Annotated in this window: 20 protein-coding genes and 1 tRNA gene; 10 read left to right on the plus strand and 11 right to left on the minus strand. The window is 68.2% G+C overall.

Annotated features, from left to right (window positions below):
* Positions 1 to 24 precede the first annotated feature (24 nt).
* Positions 25 to 4,737 (minus strand): glutamate synthase large subunit, encoded by a 4,713-nt coding sequence (gene gltB, locus P2T65_RS00445; RefSeq protein ID WP_276199178.1) that lies wholly within the window; start codon positions 4,735 to 4,737, stop codon positions 25 to 27.
* A gap of 601 nt (positions 4,738 to 5,338) precedes the next feature.
* On the opposite strand from gltB, the gene P2T65_RS00450 reads away from it, so the two are divergent.
* Together P2T65_RS00450 and P2T65_RS00455 are read left to right on the plus strand one after the other, a co-directional pair.
* On the plus strand, positions 5,339 to 6,403 hold the full coding sequence (locus P2T65_RS00450) for a beta-eliminating lyase-related protein (RefSeq protein ID WP_055457699.1): 1,065 nt from the start codon (positions 5,339 to 5,341) through the stop codon (positions 6,401 to 6,403).
* 118 nt (positions 6,404 to 6,521) lie between these two features.
* A complete protein-coding gene (locus tag P2T65_RS00455) occupies positions 6,522 to 7,199 on the plus strand; it encodes a PepSY domain-containing protein (RefSeq protein WP_055457698.1) in 678 nt (225 codons plus the stop codon).
* Positions 7,200 to 7,320: 121 nt separating this feature from the next.
* Here the strand turns inward: P2T65_RS00455 and P2T65_RS00460 are convergent, their stop codons facing one another.
* The gene (locus P2T65_RS00460) at positions 7,321 to 7,791 is read right to left on the minus strand and encodes an Hsp20 family protein (RefSeq protein WP_276198982.1); all 471 of its coding nucleotides are present in this window, start codon (positions 7,789 to 7,791) and stop codon (positions 7,321 to 7,323) included.
* A gap of 194 nt (positions 7,792 to 7,985) precedes the next feature.
* Here P2T65_RS00460 and P2T65_RS00465 point away from each other — a divergent pair, with 194 nt between their 5' ends.
* Positions 7,986 to 8,972, plus strand: a complete 987-nt coding sequence (locus P2T65_RS00465) for an alpha/beta hydrolase (protein ID WP_276198983.1) — start codon at positions 7,986 to 7,988, stop codon at positions 8,970 to 8,972.
* Here P2T65_RS00465 and hisN read toward each other — a convergent pair.
* Entirely contained in the window at positions 8,939 to 9,721 is a 783-nt protein-coding gene (gene hisN / locus P2T65_RS00470) for a histidinol-phosphatase (protein WP_055457695.1), read from the minus strand. The genes P2T65_RS00465 and hisN overlap by 34 nt on opposite strands.
* A 153-nt stretch (positions 9,722 to 9,874) precedes the next feature.
* Here hisN and P2T65_RS00475 point away from each other — a divergent pair, with 153 nt between their 5' ends.
* Positions 9,875 to 11,161, plus strand: a complete 1,287-nt coding sequence (locus P2T65_RS00475) for an MFS transporter (protein ID WP_245280443.1) — start codon at positions 9,875 to 9,877, stop codon at positions 11,159 to 11,161.
* Between the two features lie 183 nt (positions 11,162 to 11,344).
* On the opposite strand, the gene P2T65_RS00480 is transcribed toward P2T65_RS00475, so the two are convergent.
* Complete coding sequence (locus P2T65_RS00480; protein ID WP_055457693.1) at positions 11,345 to 12,235, minus strand: N-formylglutamate amidohydrolase; 891 nt, start codon at positions 12,233 to 12,235, stop codon at positions 11,345 to 11,347.
* 315 nt (positions 12,236 to 12,550) lie between these two features.
* Here P2T65_RS00480 and P2T65_RS00485 point away from each other — a divergent pair, with 315 nt between their 5' ends.
* The 4 genes from P2T65_RS00485 (at position 12,551) to P2T65_RS00500 (ending at position 14,032) form a co-directional block, all read left to right on the plus strand.
* Positions 12,551 to 12,910, plus strand: coding sequence for a response regulator (locus tag P2T65_RS00485; protein WP_019401091.1), 360 nt, complete (start codon positions 12,551 to 12,553; stop codon positions 12,908 to 12,910).
* Between the two features lie 86 nt (positions 12,911 to 12,996).
* Positions 12,997 to 13,071, plus strand: a tRNA-Val gene (locus P2T65_RS00490).
* A gap of 54 nt (positions 13,072 to 13,125) precedes the next feature.
* Positions 13,126 to 13,251, plus strand: a complete 126-nt coding sequence (gene ykgO / locus P2T65_RS00495) for a type B 50S ribosomal protein L36 (RefSeq protein ID WP_019401092.1) — start codon at positions 13,126 to 13,128, stop codon at positions 13,249 to 13,251.
* 148 nt (positions 13,252 to 13,399) lie between these two features.
* The gene (locus P2T65_RS00500) at positions 13,400 to 14,032 is read left to right on the plus strand and encodes a tetratricopeptide repeat protein (RefSeq protein ID WP_071924127.1); all 633 of its coding nucleotides are present in this window, start codon (positions 13,400 to 13,402) and stop codon (positions 14,030 to 14,032) included.
* A gap of 87 nt (positions 14,033 to 14,119) precedes the next feature.
* On the opposite strand, the gene pyk is transcribed toward P2T65_RS00500, so the two are convergent.
* The 4 genes from pyk to P2T65_RS00520 form a co-directional block, all read right to left on the minus strand.
* Positions 14,120 to 15,580 carry a pyruvate kinase gene (gene pyk / locus P2T65_RS00505; RefSeq protein WP_055457691.1) on the minus strand — a complete coding sequence of 487 codons (1,461 nt, stop codon included), beginning with the start codon at positions 15,578 to 15,580 and terminating at the stop codon, positions 14,120 to 14,122.
* A complete protein-coding gene (locus P2T65_RS00510; protein WP_055457690.1) occupies positions 15,577 to 16,026 on the minus strand; it encodes a DUF1036 domain-containing protein in 450 nt (149 codons plus the stop codon). The genes pyk and P2T65_RS00510 overlap by 4 nt, the downstream gene beginning before the upstream one ends.
* 112 nt (positions 16,027 to 16,138) lie before the next feature.
* Positions 16,139 to 17,458, minus strand: coding sequence for a glycerate kinase (locus tag P2T65_RS00515; RefSeq protein ID WP_276199179.1), 1,320 nt, complete (start codon positions 17,456 to 17,458; stop codon positions 16,139 to 16,141).
* A gap of 60 nt (positions 17,459 to 17,518) precedes the next feature.
* Positions 17,519 to 18,451, minus strand: a complete 933-nt coding sequence (locus P2T65_RS00520) for a DMT family transporter (RefSeq protein WP_071924126.1) — start codon at positions 18,449 to 18,451, stop codon at positions 17,519 to 17,521.
* 113 nt (positions 18,452 to 18,564) lie between these two features.
* Here P2T65_RS00520 and P2T65_RS00525 point away from each other — a divergent pair, with 113 nt between their 5' ends.
* Both P2T65_RS00525 and P2T65_RS00530 read left to right on the plus strand, forming a co-directional pair.
* Positions 18,565 to 18,873 carry a DUF1244 domain-containing protein gene (locus tag P2T65_RS00525; protein WP_055457688.1) on the plus strand — a complete coding sequence of 103 codons (309 nt, stop codon included), beginning with the start codon at positions 18,565 to 18,567 and terminating at the stop codon, positions 18,871 to 18,873.
* A gap of 147 nt (positions 18,874 to 19,020) precedes the next feature.
* Complete coding sequence (locus tag P2T65_RS00530) at positions 19,021 to 19,272, plus strand: DUF2312 domain-containing protein (RefSeq protein ID WP_055457687.1); 252 nt, start codon at positions 19,021 to 19,023, stop codon at positions 19,270 to 19,272.
* 80 nt (positions 19,273 to 19,352) lie between these two features.
* Here the strand turns inward: P2T65_RS00530 and P2T65_RS00535 are convergent, their stop codons facing one another.
* The 3 genes from P2T65_RS00535 to P2T65_RS00545 all read right to left on the minus strand — a co-directional run bounded on the left by P2T65_RS00535 (position 19,353) and on the right by P2T65_RS00545 (position 24,511).
* Entirely contained in the window at positions 19,353 to 20,948 is a 1,596-nt protein-coding gene (locus P2T65_RS00535) for a DUF882 domain-containing protein (protein ID WP_276198984.1), read from the minus strand.
* A gap of 264 nt (positions 20,949 to 21,212) precedes the next feature.
* On the minus strand, positions 21,213 to 22,928 hold the full coding sequence (locus P2T65_RS00540) for a L,D-transpeptidase family protein (RefSeq protein ID WP_276198985.1): 1,716 nt from the start codon (positions 22,926 to 22,928) through the stop codon (positions 21,213 to 21,215).
* Positions 22,929 to 23,026: 98 nt separating this feature from the next.
* Entirely contained in the window at positions 23,027 to 24,511 is a 1,485-nt protein-coding gene (locus P2T65_RS00545) for a sigma-54 dependent transcriptional regulator (RefSeq protein ID WP_055457684.1), read from the minus strand.
* Positions 24,512 to 24,652 lie beyond the last annotated feature (141 nt).

Below are 24,652 nucleotides of genomic sequence, written 5' to 3' on the forward strand. Positions count from 1 at the left end.
AGGGTGGACCGCGGTCCCATATCCTTATTCCGCCGCCTGCAGCGTGCGCAGACGCTCCATCTCACGCAGCGCGCGCCGGTACTCGACCGGCATCACCTTGACGAATTTGGTGCGGTAACCCGCCCAGTCGTCGAGGATGGCCCTGGCGCGGGTCGAGCCCGTGTAGCGCAGGTGGTTGGCGATGAGCTGCATCAGCCGCTCCTCGTCGTGGCCCGACATGTCGGCGAGCACGTCGATGCGGCCCTTGTGCTCGAGGTCGCCGCCGTGGTGGTGCAGGCGCTCCATGAGCTCCTCCTCCTCCTCGACGGGTTCGAGATCGACCATGGACAGGTTGCAACGCTTGGTGAAGGTTCCGTCCTCGTCGAGCACATAGGCGATGCCGCCGGACATGCCGGCTGCAAAGTTGCGGCCTGTCGGGCCGATGACGACGACGACACCGCCGGTCATGTATTCGCAACCGTGGTCGCCCGTGCCCTCGACGACAGCGATGGCGCCAGAGTTGCGCACCGCGAAGCGCTCGCCGGCGACGCCGCGGAAATAGCATTCGCCGGAGATGGCACCGTAGAGCACCGTGTTGCCGACGATGATCGAGCGCTCCGGCATCGCCTTCATTTCCGCCGGCGGCTGGACGATGATCTTGCCGCCGGAGAGGCCCTTGCCGACATAGTCGTTGGCCTCACCCGTCAGGTGCAACGTGACGCCGGCGGCGAGGAAGGCGCCGAAGCTCTGGCCGGCCGTGCCCTTGAGATTCACCGTGATGGTGTCCTCGGGCAGGCCCTCGTGGCCGTGCAGTTTGGCGATCTCGCCCGACAGCATGGCGCCCGTCGCGCGGTCGACGTTGCGGATCGTCTCCTCGATGACGATCGGCGTGCCCTCGTCGATGGCGCCGCGCGCCTGCGCGATGAGCCTGAGGTCGAGCACGTCGTCGATCGGATGCTTCTGGCGCTCGCTGTGGAAGACGGCGACGTCGGGGCCGACCTCGGGCCGGTGGAACAGGCGCGTGAAGTCGAGACCCTTGGCCTTCCAGTGGTCGATGGCCTCCTTCTTGTCGAGGAGGTCGGTGCGGCCGATCATCTCCTCGAGCCTGCGGAAGCCCATCTCGGCCATCAGTTCGCGCACTTCCTCGGCGACGAAGAAGACGTAGTTGACGACATGTTCCGGCAGACCCTTGAAGCGCTTGCGCAGCACCGGGTCCTGCGTCGCCACCCCGACGGGGCAGGTGTTGAGGTGGCACTTCCTCATCATGATGCAGCCGGCGGCGATGAGCGGCGCCGTCGAGAAGCCGAACTCGTCGGCCCCGAGCAGCGCGCCGATGACGACGTCGCGACCCGTGCGCAGGCCGCCGTCGACCTGCAGGCGTACCCGGCCGCGCAGGCGGTTGAGCACCAGCGTCTGCTGCGTTTCGGCGAGGCCCATCTCCCACGGGCTGCCGGCGTGCTTGATGGACGTCAGTGGCGAGGCCCCCGTGCCACCCTCGAAGCCCGAAATGGTGATGTGATCGGCCCGCGCCTTGGCGACGCCGGCGGCGACCGTGCCGACGCCGACCTCGGAGACGAGCTTGACCGAGACGTCGGCCGCGGGGTTGACGTTCTTCAGGTCGAAGATGAGCTGGGCGAGATCCTCGATCGAGTAGATGTCGTGGTGCGGCGGCGGCGAGATGAGGCCGACGCCCGGCGTCGAATGGCGCAGCCGGGAAATGACGGCATCGACCTTGTGGCCGGGCAACTGGCCACCCTCGCCGGGCTTGGCGCCCTGGGCCACCTTGATCTGCATCATGTCCGAATTGACGAGATATTCGGTGGTGACGCCGAAGCGCCCCGATGCGATCTGCTTGATGGCTGAGCGCTTGGAGCGCCCGTCCGGCAACGGCCGGAAACGTGCGGCATCCTCGCCGCCCTCGCCGGTGTTGGACTTGGCGCCGATGGCGTTCATCGCCAAGGCCAGGGTCTCGTGCGCCTCCTTGGAGATGGCGCCGAGCGACATGGCGCCCGTCGAGAAGCGCCTGACGATCTCAGCCGCGGGCTCCACCTCCTCGAGCGGCACCGGCTGAGCGCCGCGCTCGGCGGCCGTCCGGATGCGGAAGAGGCCGCGCACGGTGCTGAAGCGGTTCTCCTGCTCGTTCACGAGACGGGCGAACTCGCGATAGCGGTCCTGCGCGTTGAGGCGCACCGCGTGCTGCAGCGTCGCCACCGTGTCCGGGTTCCAGACGTGGTCCTCGCCGCGCAGGCGGTAGGCGTAATCACCGCCGACCTCGAGGGAATTGCGCAGCACAGGAACGTCGCCGAAGGCATCGCGGTGGCGGCGCACCGTCTCCTCGGCGATCTCGGCAAGGCCAATGCCCTCGATGGTGGTGGCCGTGCCGAAGAAGAACTTCGCGACGAAGTCGCTTCTGAGGCCGACTGCATCGAAGATCTGCGCGCCGCAATAGGACTGATAGGTGGAGATGCCCATCTTCGACATGACCTTGAGGAGGCCCTTATCGATGGACTTGATGTAGCGCTTGATGATTTCGTGGTCATCGACCTCCTCTGGGAAGTCGAGCGCCTCGTGCATCGCGGCCAGCGTATCGAAAGCCAGATAGGGGTTGATCGCTTCGGCGCCATAGCCGGCGAGCAGGGCGAAATGGTGCACCTCGCGCGGTTCGCCAGATTCGAGGACGAGGCCGACCGAGGTCCTCAGCCCCTTGCGGATGAGGTGGTGGTGCACCGCTGCCGTCGCGAGCAGCGCGGGGATGGCGATACGGTCCGGTCCCAGCATCCGGTCGGAGAGAATGATGATGTTGTAGCGGCCGTGCACGGCCGCCTCCGCGCGCTCGCACAGGCGTTCGAGGGCGCCGGGCATGCCTTCCGCCCCCTGGCCGGCTGGATAGGTGATGTCCAGCGTCTTGGTGTCGAACTGGTCTTCGCTGTGGCCGATGCAGCGGATCTTCTCCAGATCCTCGTTCGTCAGGATCGGCTGGCGCACCTCGAGGCGCTTACGGCGCGAGGTGCCCTCGAGGTCGAGAATGTTCGGGCGCGGCCCGATGAAGGAGACGAGGCTCATGACGAGTTCCTCGCGGATCGGGTCGATCGGCGGGTTCGTCACCTGGGCGAAGTTCTGCTTGAAATAGGTGTAGAGCAGCTTCGGCTTGTCCGACAGGGCCGAGATCGGCGTGTCGGTGCCCATCGAGCCGACGGCCTCCTGGCCGGTGACGGCCATGGGCTGCATGAGGAGCTTGAGGTCCTCCTGGGTGTAGCCGTAGGCCTGCTGGCGGTCGAGCAGACTCACGTCCGTGCGCGATTCACGCGCCTGGACTGGTGGCAACTCCTCCAGCACGATTTGCGTGCGCTTCAACCACTCCTTGTAGGGATGGCGGCGGCTCAACTCGCTCTTGATCTCCTCGTCGGAGACGATGCGGCCCTCTTCGAGGTCGATGAGCAGCATCTTGCCCGGCTGCAGGCGCCACTTCTCGACGATCTTCTCCTCGGGGATGGGCAGCACGCCCATCTCGGAGGCGCCGACGACGAGGCCGTCCTCGGTGACGAGGTAGCGCGCGGGGCGCAGGCCGTTGCGGTCGAGCGTCGCGCCGATCTGACGCCCGTCGGTGAAGACGATGGCAGCCGGGCCGTCCCACGGCTCCATAAGCGCGGCATGGTACTCGTAGAAGGCCCGCCGCTCCTCGTCCATGAGCGGGTTGCCGGCCCAGGCCTCGGGCACCAGCATCATCATGGCGTGGGCGAGCGAATAGCCGCCCTGAGTAAGGAACTCGAGCGCGTTGTCGAAACAGGCCGTGTCCGACTGGCCCTCGTAGGAGATGGGCCAGAGCTTGGAGATGTCGTTGCCGAAGATCTCGGAGTCGACCGAGGCCTGCCGTGCGGCCATCCAGTTGACGTTGCCGCGCAGGGTGTTGATCTCGCCGTTGTGCGCCACCATGCGGTAGGGGTGGGCCAGCGACCAGGTGGGGAAGGTGTTGGTCGCGAAGCGCTGGTGCACGAGGGCGAGCGCGCTCTCGAAGCGCGGGTCGCGCAGATCGGCGTAATAGTCGCCGAGCTGGTCGGCGAGCAGCATGCCCTTGTAGACGAGCGTGCGTGTCGACAGGCTCACCGGGTAGTAGCCGGCCGTGCGCGGGTCGTTGAGGTCGTAGATCGCGTTGGAGACGACCTTGCGCAGGATGAAGAGGTGCCGCTCGAAGTCGTCCTGTGTCGTCGCGCCCTCACCGCGGCCGATGAAGACCTGCACGTGCCGCGGCTCGGTGGGCTTCACGCTCTCGCCGAGCACGGAGGGGTCGACCGGCACGTCGCGCCAGCCAAGGAGCACCTGGCCCTCCTCGGCAGTGACGCGCTCCAGGGTCGCCTTAACGATGGCGAAGCCTTCCGCGTCGCGCGGCATGAAGAGATGGCCCACGGCGTATTCGCCGGCCGGTGGCAAGGCGATGCCGAGCTTCTCGCATTCCTCGCGCAGGAAACGGTCCGGCACCTGCACCAGCATGCCGCAGCCGTCGCCCGCCCGGGGGTCGGCACCGACAGCCCCACGGTGATCGAGATTCCTCAGAATGGCAAGGCCGTTGGCGACGATGTCGTGGCTCTTCTCATTCTTCATGTGGGCGATGAAGCCGACGCCGCAGGCATCGCGTTCGCGCGCCGGGTCGTAGAGGCCCTGTGCGGGCGGCAGACCGGGGTCCGCAGCGCGCGTTTTCTGAAGCAGCGCCGGGTTGGAGACCAGCTTTTGCTCGTTCGTCGCGCTCATGTTCTGCCCCATCGTTGCCGCCGCGGCGGCCTTGTCCACGTCGTTCGTCTCTCGCGGGGGTCGCCGGTCCGTGCCGGCAGCCTGTCGCTGCCCGCCCGTACGCACCCTCTTGTTGGTCTTGGAGGTCCGGTCGCGCTGTTTCCGTTGCGCCCGCACCTCGCGGGCGTCTCGCGGCGTAAAGCCGGGGCGCGCCCGCTAAGCCCGCGTCGTGCGGGCGGCAGGTTTCGTATCGCGTTTGGCGGCCGTCGGACGTGCCATAACCAAGACCTGCCTTGTCTTGCTCGCGGAAGGCCCGACCGGATGCCGGGCTCGGATAATCATCGGAATGGGACAGCAAGGCTGTCCTAAACCGGGCGGACCTTGCCAGATTTTTTCTAAGGTGACAAGCGGGTATTTGCGAGTCGTTTGATCGAAACTTATACGGGACGCCCAACCTGGATTGCGATCGTGACGAGCGAGATGAAGTCAGCGTAATTTAATTGCGCATCCATGGCCGGCCGGCCGTTTCGATCCTGCGATCGGGAGGCGGGCGCGGCGCGGCCATGACCGCTCGGCGCTTCACGCTGGGCGAGCCATGTTCTAGCTTCCGCTTCCAAGCGGGAGCACAGGCGGGATGAACTTTGCAAGCGACAATGTGGCGGGCGCGAGCCCGCGGGTGATGGAGGCGCTCGTCGCCGCCAATGCCGGCAGCCAGCGCGCCTATGGGGCGGACGATCATACGGCGCGCGTCGAGGCGCGGCTCAAGGAGATCTTCGAGCGCGACCTTTCGGTCTTCCTCGTCGCCACGGGTACGGCCGCGAATGCGCTGGCGCTCGCCACCCTCTGCCCGCCCTGGGGTGCGGTGCTGTGCCACGCCGAGGCGCATGTGGCCGAGGACGAATGCGGCGCGCCGGAGTTCTTCACGGGCGGGGCCAAGCTCGTCGGCTTTCCCGGACGGCTCGGCAAGCTCACGGCGGAGGAGATCGCGGCGCATCTCGCCGCGCCGACCGGCCGGCCGCCGCATCAGGTCATTCCCTCGGCCCTCTCGCTGACCCAGGCCAGTGAGGCCGGCACGGTCTATACTCCGGACGAGATAGCGACGCTCGCGGACATCGCCCGCCGGCACGGACTCGGCGTGCACATGGACGGCGCACGCTTCGCCAATGCGCTCGTGCGCCTTGGGGTCAGTCCTGCCGACATGACATGGCGCGCGGGCGTCGACGTCCTCTCCTTCGGCGCCACCAAGAACGGCTGTCTTGCGGCGGAGGCCGTGATCGTCTTCGACCGCGACAAGGCGGCGCACTTGGCGCAGCGCCGCAAGCGCGGCGGCCACCTCCTCTCGAAGGGCCGTCTGCTCGGTGCCCAGTTCGACGCCTATCTCGCCGATGGCCACTGGCTCGACCTCGCGGCCCGGGCCAATGCGGCGGCCGACAGGCTCGCTGCGGGCCTCGCGCGTCTCGGCTGCCGCGTCGCCCTGCCGGTCGAGGCCAACGAGATCTTCGTCTTCCTGCCGCAGGCGATGGACGAGGCGCTGCGCGCTGCCGGGGCACTCTACCATCCCTGGGTGACGTCCAGCCTGCCGGAGGGCGTTGCGGCCGGGGAGGGGGAGGTGCTGGTGCGTCTCGTCACGGCCTTCGACACGGCGGAGGCGGCCATCGACCGTTTTCTCGCCGTCGCGGGCGGACAGGCAGCCGCCTGACCTGCCGTTGTCGCGGCGCCGCCAAACGCCCGCCCCAATGCCGTTGCACAGACGAGGGTGACGAGTGGCAATGAACGAGGCAGATGACGTGTTTGCACCTGTTGCCGGATCGCGCCCAATGCGGCGCCCCGCCAGGCTTCTCGCGGCGGTCGCGACGCTTACCCTGGTGTCGAGCGTGGCTCTTGCCCAGGGCTACTACGCGCCGGAGGTCTACGACGAGCCGCTGAGCCCGCGCGAGGTGGTGCGCTCGGTGCGCTCGGAGGGCTTCGCCCAGATCTCCCGCCCGCGCCTGACGCGTGGCTTCTACGTCGTCGACGGCACGGACGTGAATGGCTGGCGCATGCGCCTGTTTATCGACGCCTATTCGGGCGCCATCGTCGATGCGCGTCCGCTGCGCTCGACCATCATGGCCGAGGAACCCTTCCGGCCGTATTCGCCCGACAGGTTCGGCGGCGAGATCGGTGTCGAGATCGATACCGGCCGTGGCACCAAGATCTATGCGCCGGTGCCGCTTCGGCAACGCCAGCCGAGCATGGCGGCGCTGCCGCCGCCGCGTCCGAGCGACCAGGAGCTCGGGCTGCGCGCACCGCTACCGCCGTCGCGCGGGGACGTGAGGCTGCCCGAGACCTCCGGGCAGGCGGATGCGGCTGGCGAGGCTGAGGAGAGACCGAGCGTCGTCCTCGCGCCGCCCGAGGTGCCGCCCGTGCCGCCGGCAGGCGACGTCATCGGCAATGACGGCGATGAGATCGGCGGCCCGGCCTCTGGCGAGAAGATCCTGCCCAGCGCGCCTTTCTGACGCCGGCCGCCGGCCGCATGCACCGCTGCCAATGCACGCGACAAAAGGCGCCGGAAGGCCCGGCGCCTCGTCTGTTTTCTGGGATCGTCCATGGTCCCTCTGGCGGACCATGGCTGCCGTGTTATGCGGCTTCCTCGACCTTCGCGTCGATGGCCACGCTCGCCGGCTTCGTCGCGATGGGGATGGTGCGGGGCTTCATCGCCTCCGGCACCTCGCGGACGAGGTCGACGTGCAGGAGACCGTTCTCCAGCGCGGCACCGGTCACCTGGACGTGGTCGGCAAGCTGGAAGCGGCGCTCGAACGCCCGGGCCGCGATGCCCTGGTAGAGCATTTCGGGCCTCTCGGCACCTTCGGCGACCTTCTTCTCGCCGCGGATCGTCAGTGTGTTGTTCTTCGTCTCGATGGCGAGATCATCGCTGGCGAAACCGGCGACGGCTACCGTGATGCGATACGCATCTTCGCCGGTGCGCTCGATGTTGTAGGGCGGATAGCTCGGGGAGCTGTCGACGCCGGCAACCTGATCAAGCATCGAGAACAGACGGTCGAAGCCGACCGTCGAGCGGTAGAGGGGGGACAGATCGAATTGACGCATGGCACATCCTCCATTTGAAGCGATATGCGGACAATGCCCGCCTGAACCGGCCGGGCATCCCACCGTGCAGCCGTCAGCGGCCTGCACGGCAGAGAGTTGGTGGCGCCCGGGCGGTCTTTCAAGACCTGTGGCGATGAGGCGGGTGCAGCGGCTATAACCGGGTGGAATGGCCGCAAACCGCGGCGGGAGGGGCGATGGAACTCGTCGCTACAGAGCTGAACCCGGTGCCGAGCCAGCCGGTGATAACGCCGGTGACCACCGCCGACGGCGTCGTGCTGCGGGCCGTGCGCTGGCGGCCGACAGCGCGCCGGACCCGCGGCACCGTCTGCCTCGTTCAGGGGCGGGCGGAGTTCATCGAGAAATATTTCGAGACGGTGGCGGACCTGCGCCGCCGCGGCTTTACGGTCGTCGCCTTCGACTGGCGCGGCCAGGGCGGCTCGCAGCGCGACCTTGCCGACCCGCGCAAAGGCCACGTCGACGACTTCTCCCTCTATGAGCGCGACCTTGCGGCCGTCGTCGATCAGGTCGTCCTGCCGCGCTGTCCACCGCCTTACTTCGTGCTCGCCCATTCCATGGGCGGGACGATCCTCCTCCACGCCATGAGGGGGAAGAAGACCCCCTTCGCCCGCCTCGTGACGGTCGCGCCGATGATCGACATCGCCATGGTGCCCTGGCCGCGTGCCGCACGCCTCCTGTCCGAGATGCTCGATGCCTGCGGTTTCGGGGCGAGTTATGTTCCCGGCGGCGGTGCCACGTCGATCTCGACGAAGCCCTTCGCAGGCAATCGGCTGACGTCAGACCCGGTGCGTTATGCGCGCAATGCCGAGGTGGCCGCCCGGGCGCCCGCGCTCGCCATAGGCGATCCGACGGTGGCATGGCTCGACGCAGCCTATCGCGCCATGGGTGCCTTCGCGGACCCGAACTTCGCGCTCGAGATCAGGACGCCGGTGCTCGTCGTCGCGGCCGGGGCCGATCCGGTCGTCTCGACGCCGGCGATCGAACGTTTCGCCGCCCGCCTCAAGACGGGCCGCGCCATCGTGATCCCCGGGGCCCGGCACGAGATCCTCATGGAACGCGACGACATTCGTGACCAGTTCTGGGCCGCCTTCGACGCCTTTGTGCCGGGGTCGGACGGGGCGCTGCCGGATCAGGCCGAGAGCAGCTTGAGCGCCGCCTCATGAATGCGCGGGTCGCCTGCGGCGACAACCGCGCCCCCGGCCGCCGGCGAATCACCTTGCCAGTTGGTGACGACGCCGCCGGCTCCTTCGATGATCGGCACCAGGGCGACGATGTCATAGGGCTTCAGTCCGGCCTCGATGACAAGGTCGATGTGGCCGGCTGCGACCATGCAATAGGCGTAGCAGTCATAGCCGTAACGGACGAGGCGCGTCTCGCGTTCGACGCGCTCGTAGCGCGGGCGCTCGTTCGCCGCGAAGAGGGCGGGGGACGTGGTGGAGAGGGTTGCCTCGGCCAGGCTCGCGCAGCGTCGCGTCTTGAGCGTGCGCGCACCCATCGGGCCCTTGTAGCCGGCGCTTCTGCCGCCGCCGTAGAAGCGCTCGCCCGTGAAAGGCTGATGCATGAGGCCGTAGACGGGTGCGCTGCGGTGGGTGAGGCCGATCAGCGTGCCCCATAGCGGCAGACCCGAAATGAAGGCGCGCGTGCCGTCGATCGGGTCGAGCACCCAAACGTAGTCGGCATCCAGGCGCTCGTCACCGAATTCCTCGCCGCAGATGCCGTGCTGGGGAAACTGCCGGCGGATGAGCTGGCGCATGGCGGCTTCGGCCGCCCGGTCGGCCTCCGTCACCGGGTCGAACCTGTCGCCGAGCGCCTTGTTCTCCGCCATCAGTGCGGTGCGGAAAAACGGCAGGATGGCGCGCCCGGACACGGTTGCAAGCTCGTCCATGAAGGCGCTGAAGTCGACCGCTGCCATTCCCATCCCCTCCGCCAGCCGTGCACGAGCCTCGCACCTCATGCGGGCAGGGCTGCGTTGCAGAGGGGTCTTATCGCGGGCGGAGCCGTTTAGAAAGAGAGGAACGAACGAGAGGCCATGCGTCCGGTGGAGCGCAGGGCGGGAGGAACGGGCATGAAGGACAGCCAGATTCCGACGGGCGTAGGCGCGGCGCCGGTGGGAAGCCAGGCGGCGCTGCTCATCGCGGTGCTTGCGGGCATCTACAGTGTCAGTCAATTCCTGCGCAATTCCATCGGAGTCATTGCGCCGAACCTCGCCGCGGACCTGTCGCTTACCGCCACCGACCTCGGGCTTCTCTCCAGCGGCTTCTTTCTGACTTTCGCGGCCGCTCAGATCCCGGTTGGCATCTCCATCGATCGCTACGGGCCGCGTCGCGTCATGCTGGTGTGTTCCCTCATCGCGGTGGCCGGTGTCCTGCTCTTCGCGCTGGCGCGGGACGCGACGATGCTCGTCGGCGCGCGGCTTCTCCTAGGTATCGGCTGCTCTAGCTTCTTCATGGCGCCGCTCGCCATCTATGCCCGCCTCTTCCCGCCCGAGCGCTTCGCCTTCCTTACCGGCATCCAGCTCAGCATCGGCAATTTCGGCACGCTCGCCGCCACCGCCCCGCTCGCCTTCGCCGCCGAATCGATCGGCTGGCGGGCGAGCTTCCTCGTCGTCGCGGCCTTTGCGGCGGCGGCGGGCCTCGCGGTCTTCCTCGGCGTGCGCGGTCCCGCCGTCACCGCATGGGCTGGCCGCGAATCTTGGCGCATGGCGCTCGCCGGCGTGCGCGAGGCAGTGCGCGTGCGTTCGTTCTGGCCGCTCTTCCTGATGCACGCGACCGGCTATGCGGCCTTCGGCACGGTCATCGGCCTGTGGGCGGGCCCGTTTCTGAGCGACGTCTACGGCTTCGACCTCGAGCGGCGCGGTGTCGCGCTCTTCGCGGCGTCGGCGACGCAGATCGCCGCCCTCTTCCTGTGGGGCGCGGCGGATCGGCTCCTCCGCGGATACAAACCCCCGGTCGTGCTCGGCGCCTCTGCAACCATCGCATGCCTCGCCTACGCTGCCCTCATGCCTCTCGGCCCGGTCTCGGTGCTCGTCTGGCTTATCGCCTTCGGGGCGGCCGTGGCCTATACGCCGCCCGTCATGGCGCACGGGAAATCTCTTTTCCCTCAAAATCTTATCGGCCGCGGCATCACGCTGATGAACATCGGCACCATGGGCGGCGTCTTCGTGATGCAGACGGTGACGGGTCGGCTTATGGATCTCTTCGGTCGTGGCCCCCTCGGGCACTATCCACAAGAGGCCTACAAGGCTGTCTTTTCCTTGCTGGCCCTTGCAATTGCGGCCGCACTCATTACCTACGTCCTCGCACACGACCCCCACCCCGGCCGGGATCGCGATCCCGGGGGCACAAAAAAATAGGTCAATCACCCTTGCTTTTTGTGCGGTGCGGTGGCATGTTGTTGCAGTGCGGTACGGCGATGTTCCGTCGCGGTGCCGCTGCCCTCCTTGGGCGTTTCCTCCCTAGACTTGGGCCGCGCACGCAAGTGTGCGGCCTTTTTTCTTGCCTGGTGCCTGGCTGACGGGCCTGTCGGCAAGCGTGCGCTACTCAGCCGCCAGGCGCCGTTCGGTGAGGTCCGTGCAGGCCGTCGCTGCGATGAGGGAGAAGACTTCGGTGATGTCGCATGCGAGGCGGGCGAAGCCCTCTGTGCGCTGCATGGTCCGCTCGTCCATGTAGAGGCTGCGGTTGATCTCTACCTGCAGGGCATGCCGGCCGGCTGCGGGCTCGCCATAGTGCTCCGTGATGAAGCCCCCGGCATAGGGGCGGTTGCGGGCCACGCGATAGCCGAGACGCTCGAAGGACTGCGCCACCCTGTCGCTGGTCGCCGCCGCGCAACTCGTGCCGAACCGATCGCCGATGACGATGTCGGCGCGCGAATTCTCGTCCCGGGTCACGCTGGAAGAGGGCATCGAGTGGCAGTCGACGAGCAGCACCGAGCCAAACCGGCGTTGGGTGCGCATCACGATCTGCCGGAGGGCGCGATGGTAGGGCTTGTAGAGCCATTCGATGCGGCGCATGGCCTCGGCCACAGGCAGCTTGCCGGGATAGATCTCCTGCCCGTCGCCGACGATGCGCGGGATGGTGCCGAGCCCGCCTGCGACGCGCAGCGAGCGTGTGTTGGCATAGGGCGGCAGCCGGCCGTCGAACATGCGCGGGTCGAGCTCATAGGGCTCGCGGTTCACGTCGAGATAGGCGCGGGGAAAGCGGGCGACGAGCATCGGGGCGCCAAGCGCGCCCATGCCGGCAAAGAGCGCGTCCACATAGGCATCTTCCGAACGGCGCAGGGCGAGTGGATCAAGCCGGGCGCCGTCGACGAAGCTCTGAGGATAGACGGCGCCGGCGTGAGGGGCGTTGAAGACAAGCGGCACAGTCTGATCGGATGGTTCGACGACCGTGAAGGGGATTGCGAGTTCCGGCTCGATCGGAGACGACATCGGGGACCACGACGCTGCTACGGGGACGACGGCCCTCGCGGGCGGGGCCGTCTCGAACGATGATTGTGGCCGATTTGCCGGCGTGTCGTCCATCGCCGCATGGCCATGAGCGCGTGCGATTCGTGACCGGCGGTGTGCCGCGCTCCCTTTTTCACCGCTTTTTTACGAGGAGCGTGTCTAGACGATAAGGCACGGCGTCGGCGGTTCGGGCAGAGCATTGTCCGACGACGGACGTGCCACTAACCTTTCGTCCGGGCAGCGCGGCACGGCAGATCCGAGCCCGCGGCCCGCCCGATCACTTTCGACGCGTGCGCCATGAGCAAGATTCTTCTCGCCGAAGACGACAACGACATGCGGCGCTTCCTCGTCAAGGCCCTGCAGAATGCTGGCTACGAGGTGGTGTCCTTCGACAACGGGCTGTCGGCCTACAATCGCCTGCGGGAGGAGCCGTTCGAACTGCTGCTCACCGACATCGTCATGCCGGAGATGGACGGCATCGAGCTCGCGCGCCGGGCCACCGAACTCGACCCGGACATCAAGGTGATGTTCATCACGGGTTTCGCGGCGGTGGCGCTCAACCCCGATTCGCAGGCGCCGAAGGACGCCAAGGTGCTGTCCAAGCCCTTCCACCTGCGCGAACTCGTGTCGGAAGTGGAAAAGTTGCTCGCCGCCTGACTATTTTTCGTGGGCGGCTTGCGCAGTTCGCCGCAAGCCGCTATATCCGCGGCCCACATGAGGACGTCGCGAAAGCGTCGTTCGAAGGGCGCGTAGCTCAGCGGGAGAGCACTACGTTGACATCGTAGGGGTCACAGGTTCGATCCCTGTCGCGCCCACCATTTTTTGAAGGACGGCCAAGGTTCGATGGAGCCGCGCCGGACGGAGATCGGACGATGAAGATCCGCAATTCGCTCAAGTCTCTGCGCGAGCGCCACCGCGACAACCAGCTGGTCCGTCGCAAGGGTCGCGTGTACATCATCAACAAGACCCAGAAGCGCTTCAAGGCGCGCCAGGGCTGACGCCCGGCCGCTTCGGCGGTCTTGCATGAACAACGAAGAGCCCGGCGGTGACGCCGGGCTTTTGGTGTTGGGGTGACGGGTTGCAATTCACGGCGACGTGTCTGCGCGGGACTTTGCCCCGGAGCCTGGGCGCGTTAGGCTCTGTCGCATGACACGCGCAGTCCGCCCGCTGGTGCTTCTTTCGATGGGGATGGCCCTTGCCGTTTCGCCGTGGAGTGGCATTGCAGCCCAGTCGCAAGGCTCCGAGCCGCGGGAGCCACCCCAGAGCGCAGAACGGCCTGTATCGCCCGCGGCGCGACGGGCGGCCCAGCTCGACCAGCTGTTCGCGCGTCTTGGCAACAGCCGTGACGCAGCCGAGGCGGCTGGCATCGCCCGCCTCATCGAGCGCCAGTGGCTGCGCTCCGGCTCCGATACGGCCGACCTCCTGATGAGCCGAGCGCTCGTCGCCGCGCGCTCCGGCAACCCGCCGCTGGCGATCGAATTGCTCGACCGGGTCGTCGTCATCGAGGCGGGCTGGGCCGAGGCCTGGGCGAAGCGCGCGACGCTCTTCGGCATGCTGGGGGATCGCCGGCAGGCCATTCTCGACCTGCAGCAGGCCATCGCTCGCGAACCGCGCCACTACGAGGCGTGGACGGCCCTCGGCCGGCTCTTCGAGGTGGACGAGGAGAAGGCGCTCGCCCTGCGCGCCTATCGGCAGGCGCTGGCCGTCCACCCGCATCTCGAGGCGGTGAAGGCCGCCGTCGCGCGGCTGGCGCCGGACGTCGACGGCCGGGATATCTGATCGGGCAGCAGGTCCAGCAAGCCCCCGCGGGTGAGCGTGCCGCCCGCGTCGGCCTGTCAGCGGCCTAGCGTGCCCGCCGCTTCGGCATCAGGGCCGTCGCGATGTATTACCGTGGCCGAGCGCACCGCCATCCTGCGCGACGAAGGCGACGCGCACCATGTTCGTCGCACCGGGCGTGCCGAACGGCACGCCCGCGACGATGATGACGCGCTGGCCGGCCTCGGCATAGCCGGCATCGCGGCTGATGTCGCAGGCGCGGTCGGCCATGTCGTCGATGTCGCGGGCATCCTCGGTCACGATGGGATGCACGCCCCACACGAGGGCGAGGCGCCGACCCGCATCGGCATTCGGCGTCAGGGCGAGCAAGGGTGTCTGCGGGCGCTCGCGCGCGATGCGCAGACCCGTGGCGCCGGAGGAGGTCCAGGCAACGATAGCCTTGAGGTCGAGCGTCTCGGCAATCGAGCGCGCGGCGGAGGCGATGGCATCGGCGCCCGTCGCCTCGGGTTCGGCGCGTTGGGCGTTGATGATGGCGCGGTAGTTGCTGTCGCGCTCGATTTCCACGGCGATGCGGTTCATCGTCGCCACCGCCTCGACCGGGTACTGGCCTGCCGCGCTCTCGGCCGACAGCATGATGGCGTCCGCGCCCTCGAAGACGGCGGTGCCGACGTCCGACACCTCGGCACGTGTCGGAACCGGCGAGGTAATCATCGATTCCAGCATCTGCGTGGCCACGACGACCGGCTTGCCCCAGCGGCGGGCGCTGCGCGTGATGAGCTTCTGGATGCCGGGCACCTTCTCGAGCGGCATCTCGACGCCGAGATCGCCGCGGGCGACCATCAGCGCATCGGAGACCTCGATGATCTCGTCGAGCCGGGCAACCGCCTGCGGCTTCTCGATCTTGGCCATGACGAGCGCCCGCCCGCGCGCGACCTTGCGCACCTCCGCGATGTCTTCCGGCCGCTGCACGAAGGAGAGCGCGATCCAGTCGACCCCGATGTTGACGGCAGCCTCGAGATCGGTGCGATCCTTCTCCGTCATGGCCGAGACTGGGATAGTGGTGTCGGGCAGGCTGACGCCCTTGCGGTTGGAGATCTTGCCGCCCACCACGACCCGCGTGGTGGCCTTGCCTTTGCCGACGCTCTCCACCTCGAGCCGGATCTTGCCATCGTCGATGATGACGGCATGGCCGGGCTCGAGCGCCGCGAGGATTTCGGGGTGCGGCAGGTGCACGCGCTTGGACGTGCCGGGCTTGGGGTCGGCATCGAGGACGAAGCGCTCGCCCGCCGACAGCATCTCGGCATCCTTGGCGAAGGTGCCGATGCGCAGCTTCGGTCCCTGCAGGTCGACGAGGATGCCGATGGGCCGGCCCGCGCGTTGCTCGACGGCACGGATGGCGGCAACGCGCTCGGCGAGATCGTCCTTCGAGGTGTGGCTCATGTTGATGCGGAAGACGTCCGCGCCGGCCTCATGCAGCCGGGCGATCATGGCCGGGTCGTTGGACGCGGGTCCGAGGGTGGCCAAGATCTTTACGCGCCGCATCCGTCTCATCTACGCACCTCGGCTGCTCTGTTGCTGTCCGTGAGCTGGATGGTCCAGCTCTTCTGCTGTCCCGTGTCGACCTCGAAGAACCCGGTCCGCTCGTAGCCCCGGGCGAGGCAGTTGTCGATGCCGCGAATGGAAAACTCGCGGTCGCGCGTGCACAGGAAGGAGCGGCCGCCCCATTCCCCGCCACCGGAATAGTCGAGAGCGTAAATGTAGTAGAAACGCCCGGCGAGCGGCCCCTTGAGCAGCGTCTCGCATTTGCGTTCGTCGATGTTCCACCAGCCTTCGGTCATCCAGCCCTGGGCGTCGCGATAGCCGAGCGCGACGCCGACGCGCGCCCCGGTCATGTTGCAGATGCGCAGGTCCGCCCGGGCAGGCGAAACGGCCCCGATGACAAGCGCGAGCCACGCGAGGGCGAGGGCGCCGAGGGCGAACTTTCGCAGCCGGGACATGGGGGCAAGCTGGGTGAGTTTCATCGGCCAATCAAGCATCTAATCGATACAGGTCTTGAGCGTCGCGGCGCGGAATGTCAACGCGCCTCTTCGTTGTCCGTACCGGCGCGTCCTAGCGGTCGTCGACGAGTATCACGCGACAATCGTTGACGTTGGTGCGTGTGGGACCGGGCAGGAGAAGGTCGCCGAGGGCTTCGAAGAAGCGCGTCGAATCGTTGTCGGCCAGAGATGCGGCGGGATCGAGGCCAAGGCTGCATGCGCGCGCGAGCGTGGTCTCGTCGATGATGGCGCCCGCCGGGTCGCTCGCGGCACCGCCGCCGCCGTCCGTGCCGTCGGTATCGCCGGCAAGGGCGCAGATGCCCGCCGCGCCGTCGAGGGCGAGGGCGAGCGCGAGGGCGTATTCCTGGTTCGGGCCGCCGCGTCCCTTACCCTTCAGCGTGACCGTCAGTTCCCCGCCCGAGATGATGGCGGCCCGGCGGCCGGCTTCGCGCAGGGCAAGCGCCTGCCGTGCATGGTTGGCTGCGATCTCGCGGGCCTCCCCCTCGAGGTCGGCCCCCAGGACGATGGGCTCGTAGCCGTTCTCCCGCGCGGTGCGCGCCGCGATAGCGATGGAGTCGGCCGGGCGGGCGATGATCTCAAAGCGGCTGCGCGCAAAGGCTGGGTCGCCGGCCTTTGGAGATTCGTTCGCCGGATCGTCGAGCAGCGCTGCGGCCGAGGCGGTCAGCGGAACGCCGCGTCGGGCGACGATGGCACGCGCCTCGGCGAGTGTTGTCGGGTCAGGCACCGTCGGGCCGGAGGCGATGGTCGAGGGGTCGTCGCGGGGCACGTCGGATATGGCGAGGGTCAGGATCGTCGCCGGAGCGGCGCAGCGGGCGAGGCGCCCGCCCTTGATGCGCGACAGGTGCTTGCGCACGGCGTTGATCTCATCGATCGATGCGCCGGAGCGCAGCAGTGCGCGCGTGATGGCCTGCTTTTCCGCCAGCGTCAGGTTGCCGGCCGGCGCGATCCAATTGGCAGAGCCGCCGCCGGACAGAAGCACGAGCACGAGGTCTTCCTTGTGCGCCCCGGCGGCAAGGGCGAGCGCCCGCTCCGTCGCGGCGAGGCCGGCGGCGTCCGGCACGGGATGCCCGGCCTCGACGATCTCGATTCGTTGCGTTGGCTGGCCATAGCCATGCCGTGTCACGGCGATGCCAGTCATGCGTTCGCGCGGGAGGCGGTATTCGCTCTCGTAGAATTCCTCGGCGACGACCGTCATCGATGCGGCGGCCTTGCCGGCGGCGAGCAGGATGATGCGCCCGTTCGCGGGCGGGGGAGGCAGGTGCTGCGGCAGGCAGAGGCGCGGGTGGGCCGCGGCGACGGCCGCCTCGAAGACCGCCTCCAGCACCGCGCGGCGCGCGCCGACGGGACCCGACAGGTACGCCGGGTGCGCCATGCCTTTGTCGCCCAAGCCTTCGGCCATCTCGTTCTCCCTCGTTCCTCCCGGCACTCGACCCTAGTGCGGCACCGGCAATTGTCGTTCCACTGCGGTGCGCGGAGCTTTCGGCCGCGCGAGCCAGATTCCGAACAGGATGAGCAGTCCGCCGGCCGTTTGCACCAGCGTCAAGGCCTCGCCCGCGATCAGCCAGCCGAAGGCCGCGGCGAAGACCGCTTCCAGGAAGATGACGAGGGAGGAGAAGGTCGCCGGCAGATGCCCGAGGGCAAAGGCGAGCAGCCCTTGGCCGCCGGCATGGCTGAACCAGGCGAGCGCGACGAGGACGGCAAGGCCCCAGCTGCTCCGCGGCAGGATGTGCGGCTCCATGACGAAGGCCACGACGAGCAGGATGGCGGCGGTGATGAGACTCGATTCGAAGGTGACGCGGGCAGCTCCGGTCGTCTTGCGCGCATGTTCGATGGCGAGGAAGTAGAAGCCGAAGAAGACGGCCGTGGCGATGCCGAAGCCGTCGCCCACGAGCCGCTGCGGCGCGATATCGAGGCTCTGGCCGATGAGGGCCGCCCCGCCCGCGAGGCAGAAGGCGAGGCCGATGAGAACCGGGCCGGCGACCCGGCGACGCAACACGAGCCAACTCGCCAGCACGACGAAGAGCGGCGCCATCGTCGCGAAAAAGGTGGCATTGGCGATCGTCGTGTTCATGATGGCGAGATGCCAGAAAAACAGGTCGCCGGCGAAGAACAGGCCGGCGAGCACGGTGCCGCGCCCGAAGGGTCGTGACCGTGCGGTCCCGCGGCCGCGTTCTTCCGCCTGCATCCAGACCCAGAGGATGGGCAAGGCGAGCGCCACGCGCCAGAAGGCGCTGGCAAACGGCCCGACATCGGCAAGGCGCACGAGGACGGGCGACAGGCCCATGGCGAGCGCCGCAGCGAGGAGGGCGCCGAGCGCGAGCGGCGAGGGTGCATGCGTGGCTTTCGAGGATGAGGTGATGCTCAAGGGGGCACCGGCGTCTGCGAGGGAGGTCGCGATCCCGCTCCTCCTATGGCAAGTTGCGACTTTCGTCACCATTGTTCCTCGCAACGGCCGGACGGCGAGGAAGGAGCACGGCAATGCAGCAGATCGACGCCCATACGATGACCGAACTGGAGGCCGCGGTCTTTCGCAGGCTCGTGAAGCACCTGCGCGAGCGCACCGACGTGCAGAACATCGATCTCATGAACCTTGCCGGCTTCTGCCGCAACTGCCTGTCCAACTGGCTCGAGGAAGCGGCCGCCGAGCGTTCGCTGACGCTCGACCGGGCCAATGCGCGCGAGCATGTCTACGGCATGCCCTACGAGGACTGGAAGGAGCGCCACCAGAAGGAGGCGACGCCGGAGCAGAAGGCAGCCTTCACCAAGGCGGGCCATCGCCACGGCTGATCCGGCCTTGACATCGGGATAGCGGGGACACGAGACATTTCGGCCGCCACGGCCCCTTCCAATCCGCGCCGGAGCCACTAGTCTGCGCGGCTCGCGCGCGGGCGGCCGCCGGTCGCCCATGATCCATCAGTGAGACGGAAGAGACATATGGTCAGCGACGTTGCCGACAGTGGTGTTGCCGCGGAGGAGTTGAAGCAGTTCATCGAGCGCATCGAACGGCTCGAGGAGGAGAAGGCGGCCATCGCTGGCGACATCAAGGAAGTCTACGGCGAGGCGAAGGGACGCGGCTTCGATACCAAGGCGATCCGCCGGCTCGTCAGCATGCGCAAGAAGCCGCCGGAGGAGCGCCAGGAGGAAGAGGCGATCCTCGAACTTTACATGCAGGCGCTCGGCATGTGAGGTGCCGCGAGGCTGCCGTACCGGCCCAACAAGAAGCCCCGGTCCTGCCGGGGCTTCTTGTTGTCTGGGGTCGCTGCGCTTCAGGGTTGCGGTGCCTCCGGACCGTCGGCGTGAAGCGGCAGCGCGAGCGTGAAGGCCGCTGCCGCTAGCCGGCTCGCCGGCAGGGGGCGCGGGGACGAGGCTGCCGCATGGGCCATCGCAATGCGCGACGAGGGGGTCGGCGGCTCGACCGGGTCGCCGCCGAACAGGGGGCGCAGGACGCGCGGGACGGCCGCTGCGGCGACCGGGCGGGGCGTGGCAGGCGTGGGCCTCGCCTCTTCGGCGACAGCCGGCGATGCGGCGGTGGCGAGGGGGCGGATAGGCGGCACCGGCACGTCGGCCGCCGCATAGGCCATCGGCACGAGGCCGGCAACGCGGGTCATCGGTGGACGGGCGGATGCCGCCGCGGCGAGGGCGGCGAGCGCGCCACTCTCGTCGGATGAGGCGCGCGTGCCGATCTCCTGCGAGCCGAGGCCGGCGGCGGCGAAGCTCACCGGTCGGCTCGGCGGCGCCGGAACGTTCGCAACGACCGCCGTTGCGGCAATGGCATTGACGGAAGCGATGGCGTCCTCAGGCCGCCGCGGGGGCACCGGCGCCATGGCGAGCGCGACAGGTGCCTCGGCGGACGGGACCGCCGCAGGGGCGATGCCGTCCGGCCGCGCCTGGGGCAGCGGCACCACTGCCGGTACCGCGGTGGGCGCCTGGACCAGTGGCTCCGCTTGAGGCGCCGCCGCGACTGCGGTGGGTCGGGGGGGCTGTGGCTGCGCTGTCGGTGCACCGCCGCCGCGCCGGTCGCGCAGGAAGAAGGACACGTTGCTGTTGTCGGCGGCGACGGCGGCATCGCCCCCCGCCGGCGCGGTTTCGGCAGTGGCGACCCTTGTGCGCGCATTGCCGCTCGGTTTGGCGAAATCCTCATCCTCCTCCTCGTCGAGGCCGAAGAGGGAGGCCCAGAAGCTCTTGCGCGATCCGCTTGGCCGGGCTGTCTCGGCCTCGGCATAGGCCGAATAGGAGCCGGCGACCGCATCGCCGCGCGACAGGATCTCGGCGCGGGCGAGTTCGTAGCCCTCCATCGGCCGGCCATCCGCGGGGATGTGGACGGTCTTGCCGTCGGGGAAGAGGCGCGAGAGCTGGTCGCGCGTCATGCGCGGCCACGAGCGCACGCTGCCGACGTCGAGATGCACGAAGGGGTTGAAGGCCGTCGGATAATAGCCGACGCCGCCGCGCTGCAGGCGCATGGCGATGGCCCGCACCTGGGCCATGTTGACGTCCGGCAGGTAGAAGTCCATCGCCTTGCCGCGCATGTGCTGGCTCTGCTTGGCGACCGCGCTGGAGCGGCGGCGCAGCATGGCGTTGGTTTCAGGGGCCCGGTAACCCGAGACGACATGGAGCGGCTGGCGCGAGCCCACCTCGCGGTGCACGGCCCAAGCCACGTCGAACAGCTTGGGATCCATGGCGATTGGCTCGTCCCGGCGCCAGTCGCGCAGGATCCAGTTGAGCTTCTCCAGCGCTTCGCGGTCATAGACGCCGTTGCGTTTGAAGGTAACTGTCACGCTTTCCTTGGTGTGGGTCTGGTACAGGCTGAGCGCCCGCGTGTCGCCATTGGCGACCGCATCCTGGAGACTGCGGGTCCCGGCCACGACCGCGGCGCACGCGATCAGGATCTTGCACGCCGCGCGCGAACAAGGCCCCACCCGGGACAACGCTTGCCTGAAGCGTGTCGAATACAAAGCCAACTCATCCGTTGCTGAGACGGCCTTGAACGCGGCCGTCAGTCAAACGATGAACGAACTCTTACCGCAAAGCCTTAACGCAAGGTTAGCGTCGGGACCGGCTGCGGACAAGAACCGGTTAAGGCGAGACGATGGCAAAATAATGCCGATCGATCGCTCCTGTCGCCACGTTCAGTGTAAATCGCGGAGGGCGGCCGCGACACGCTGGTCGTGGCTATAGATATCCGGGTAGCGAACGAGCTTGCCTTCGTCGGTGACCATGAGGGTGAAATAGGTGAGATGGATGGGGATAAGTTCGGGGAGACGCACGAGGCGTTCCCCCTTGCCGATCAGCTTCTTCATCCGCGACTGTGGCCAGGCGTCGCCAAGTACGATCTCGGCGAAGGTGAAGGGATCGTCCACTCGCACGCAGCCGTGGCTGAAGGCACGTTCGCTGCGCTTGAAGAGCGAGCGGCTCGGCGTGTCGTGCAGGTAGACGGCGTGCTGGTTGGGGAACATGAACTTGATGTGGCCGAGAGCGTTGCGCTCGCCCGGCGGCTGGCGGATGGAGATGCTGTTGCCGCGCCGAATCACCTCGTAGCCGCGACGCGCCGCATAATCCGGGTCCTGGGCCATGTGCGGCAGGAACTCCTTGCGCAGGATTGACGGCGGCACGTTCCAGTAGGGATTGACGACGACGTGGCGCATCACGTCCGAGAAGACGGGCGTCGGCGTCTCCGGCTTGCCGACGATGACGCGCGCCTCGTGAATCACCTCGCCCCGGTCGAGCACGCGGACCATGTAGGCGGGGATGTTGACGGAGATGTGCCTGTCGCCGAGGTTGGCCGGCAGCCAGCGCCAGCGCTCCATGTTGGCGATGATGTCGGCCTCGAGGCGTCCGTTCGTCGTCTCGCCGCCACCGAGCGCCGCCAGGGTCTGTGCGCCCAGGACGCCGTCGGCGGCGAGCCCGTGCGCACGCTGGAAATCGGCGATGGCCGCAGCCACCTTCTCGTCATAGGTGTGGTCGCCGTCCGGCGTCACGTCGAGGCCGAAGCGGGCGCGGATGAGCGGCACGCGCTCGTCCTGCATGCCGAGCCGCAGCGTCGGCCCCTTGGGCACGCGCACCATGGGCGTCTGCGCCGGCCGTTCGGAGCGTACCTCCGCGAGCTTGCGTTTCAGCGCAGCATATTGCGCATGCTGCGGATTGTAGGCCGCGAGCGCCGCGCCAGGATCCGGGGCTGCGCCGAGCCGCTCCAGCACGTCGCCTGCTTCCGGCAGTTCGCGCGTCGGAGTGAGCAGCTTCGAGAGTTTGGTCGGCTCGAGGCGCCCGCCGCGCGCATCGCGGGCGTAGAGGACGGCGGCCGCGCTGAGCTTCAGGTCGGCATCCGCGAGAGCCCTGCCGCGGCTGGAACCCTCGAGACCGTCAATCTGCGGCAGTGGATAATCCGCCGGGTCGAGCCCCTCGGCCGCCGCGTCCGTCAGGACCGCCATGATTTTGCGGGCCGCCGGCGTGAAGGCGCCGTCGGCGATCCACAGGGGATTGAAGCCGCGCGCTTCATAGAAGGCGCGGATTGCCCCGCGCTGCTCCTCGCCGAGGCGCGGCAGCGTCCAGTCGCGCGCGTCGAGGATGCGGCCGGCCAGGGCGACGGACGGCTCATCCGCGGTGATCGACACCGCGATATCGGGGAGATCGGGCGGGGCGAGCGTGCCCGTGCCTGCGGACGCGGGCGGTTCGGGCTCTGTTGGGGCGATGTCCCTCACATCGACCGCCGCAGCGGGCGGGGTGGGCAGGACGAGGCTCTCGGATTGCGCCGGCACGATCGGCTCGGCCGCTGCGCGGCCCGTAATGGCAGCGGTCAGAAGACCGATGCCAACGGCGACGATGCACGCGGCAGTGCTTGCCCGCATGAGTGCCCCCTTTCCCGCTGTTCCGGCCGGAGCGAGTGTCTTGTAAACGATTCGCATGCTGACGGGTTCGGCACCGTGTGCTGCCATACCTGCTGTCGTCATTCGATGGATCCGTCCGCGTCCCCCTCGGGGGCCTCAGCGAGGCCCAGTTCCTTGAGCTTGCGGTAGAGCGTCGAGCGGCCGATGCCGAGCTTGCGCGACACCTCGGACATGTGGCTGCGATAATGGTTGAGGGCGAAGCGAATGGCGTCGGCCTCGATGTCGGCGAGCGGGCGCACCTCGCCGATATCGTCGAGAAGGCGCAGGCTGCCCGGATCGCGCACCTCGACATGGACGATCTCGCGCGCCGGGGCAGGGGCGGGCGCAGGGCCCGCGGGGGCGGGCGGGATGTCGATCGCGTAGCCCTCGACCTGGCTCGCGATCTGCGGGAATTCCGCTACCGTCAGCTCGGGCCCGTCGGCGAGCACGACGGCGCGGAAGATCGCATTCTCGAGCTGGCGCACGTTGCCCGGCCAGTCGTAGCGAGTGATGAGTGCCATGGCCTCGGGCGCGATGGCGCGCACGCGCTTGCCTTCCTCGGCGGCGAACCGGGCGAGGAAGCCGAGAGCGAGTTCCGGAATGTCCTCACGGCGCGCGCGCAGCGGCGGCAGGGTCATCGGGAAGACATTGAGGCGGTAGTAGAGATCCTCGCGGAAACGGCCCTGTTTGACGAGGTCGAGCAGGCTGCGGTTCGTCGCCGAGATCAGGCGGATGTCCACCTTGACCGGCCGGCGCCCGCCGACCGGATCGACCTCGCCCTCCTGGATGGCGCGCAGGAGCTTGACCTGTGCATCGAGTGGCAATTCGCCGATCTCGTCGAGGAAGAGCGTGCCCCCGTTCGCCTCGACGAACTTGCCGGCATGTTTCTCGGTGGCGCCGGTGAAGGCACCTTTCTCGTGGCCGAACAGGGTCGATTCCACGAGGTTCTCGGGAATGGCGCCGCAGTTGACGGTGACGAAGGGCTTGCCCTTGCGCTCGCCCGAGCCCTGGATGGCGCGGGCCAGCACCTCCTTGCCGACGCCCGATTCGCCCTCGATGAGCACCGGGATGCCGGAGCGGGCCGCGCGCTCGGCGAGGTGCAGCGCCCGGCGCATGGCCTCGCTGCGCGTGGCGATGTCGCGGATCGACAGGGCGCCCTCGACGCGCCGCTTCATGCGGCGGATCTCGTCCTCCAGCGCATCGGTGCGCAGGGCATTGGCGATGGAAACCTGCAGGCGCTCCGCCCCCACCGGCTTGACGACGAAGTCCGCCGCTCCCGCCCGCATGGCCGAGACGACGGTTTCGATGGAGCCGTGCGCGGTCTGCACGATGACGGGTAGCGCGATACCCTTCTCGCGCATCGCCGAGAGCACGCCCATGCCATCGAGATCGGGCATGACGAGATCGAGCAGCACGAGATCGACGGGCGGCTGGCCGCCGGCCATCAGCGTGAGCGCCTCCTCGCCCGAACTCGCGATGAGCGGCTCATAGCCGAAGCGCCGCACCATGCCCTCGACGAGGCGGCGTTGCACCGGGTCGTCGTCCACGATCAGGATCGTCGTCATCTCGCTCAATCGCCCGGCTGTGTTCCGTTTCGGGGCGATGCTGGGCGAGAACGGTAAAGCTCTTGTTAACGCAGCCGTGTGCCGAAGACGGATCCTGTCCGCCGTCGCGGCGTTGATCATCGCGATTCAAAGCCCGATGAT

Origin of the sequence: Chelatococcus sp. XZ-Ab1, assembly GCF_029309855.1 — a bacterium.
In the GTDB taxonomy this organism is placed as follows: Bacteria; Pseudomonadota; Alphaproteobacteria; order Rhizobiales; family Beijerinckiaceae; genus Chelatococcus_A; species Chelatococcus_A sambhunathii.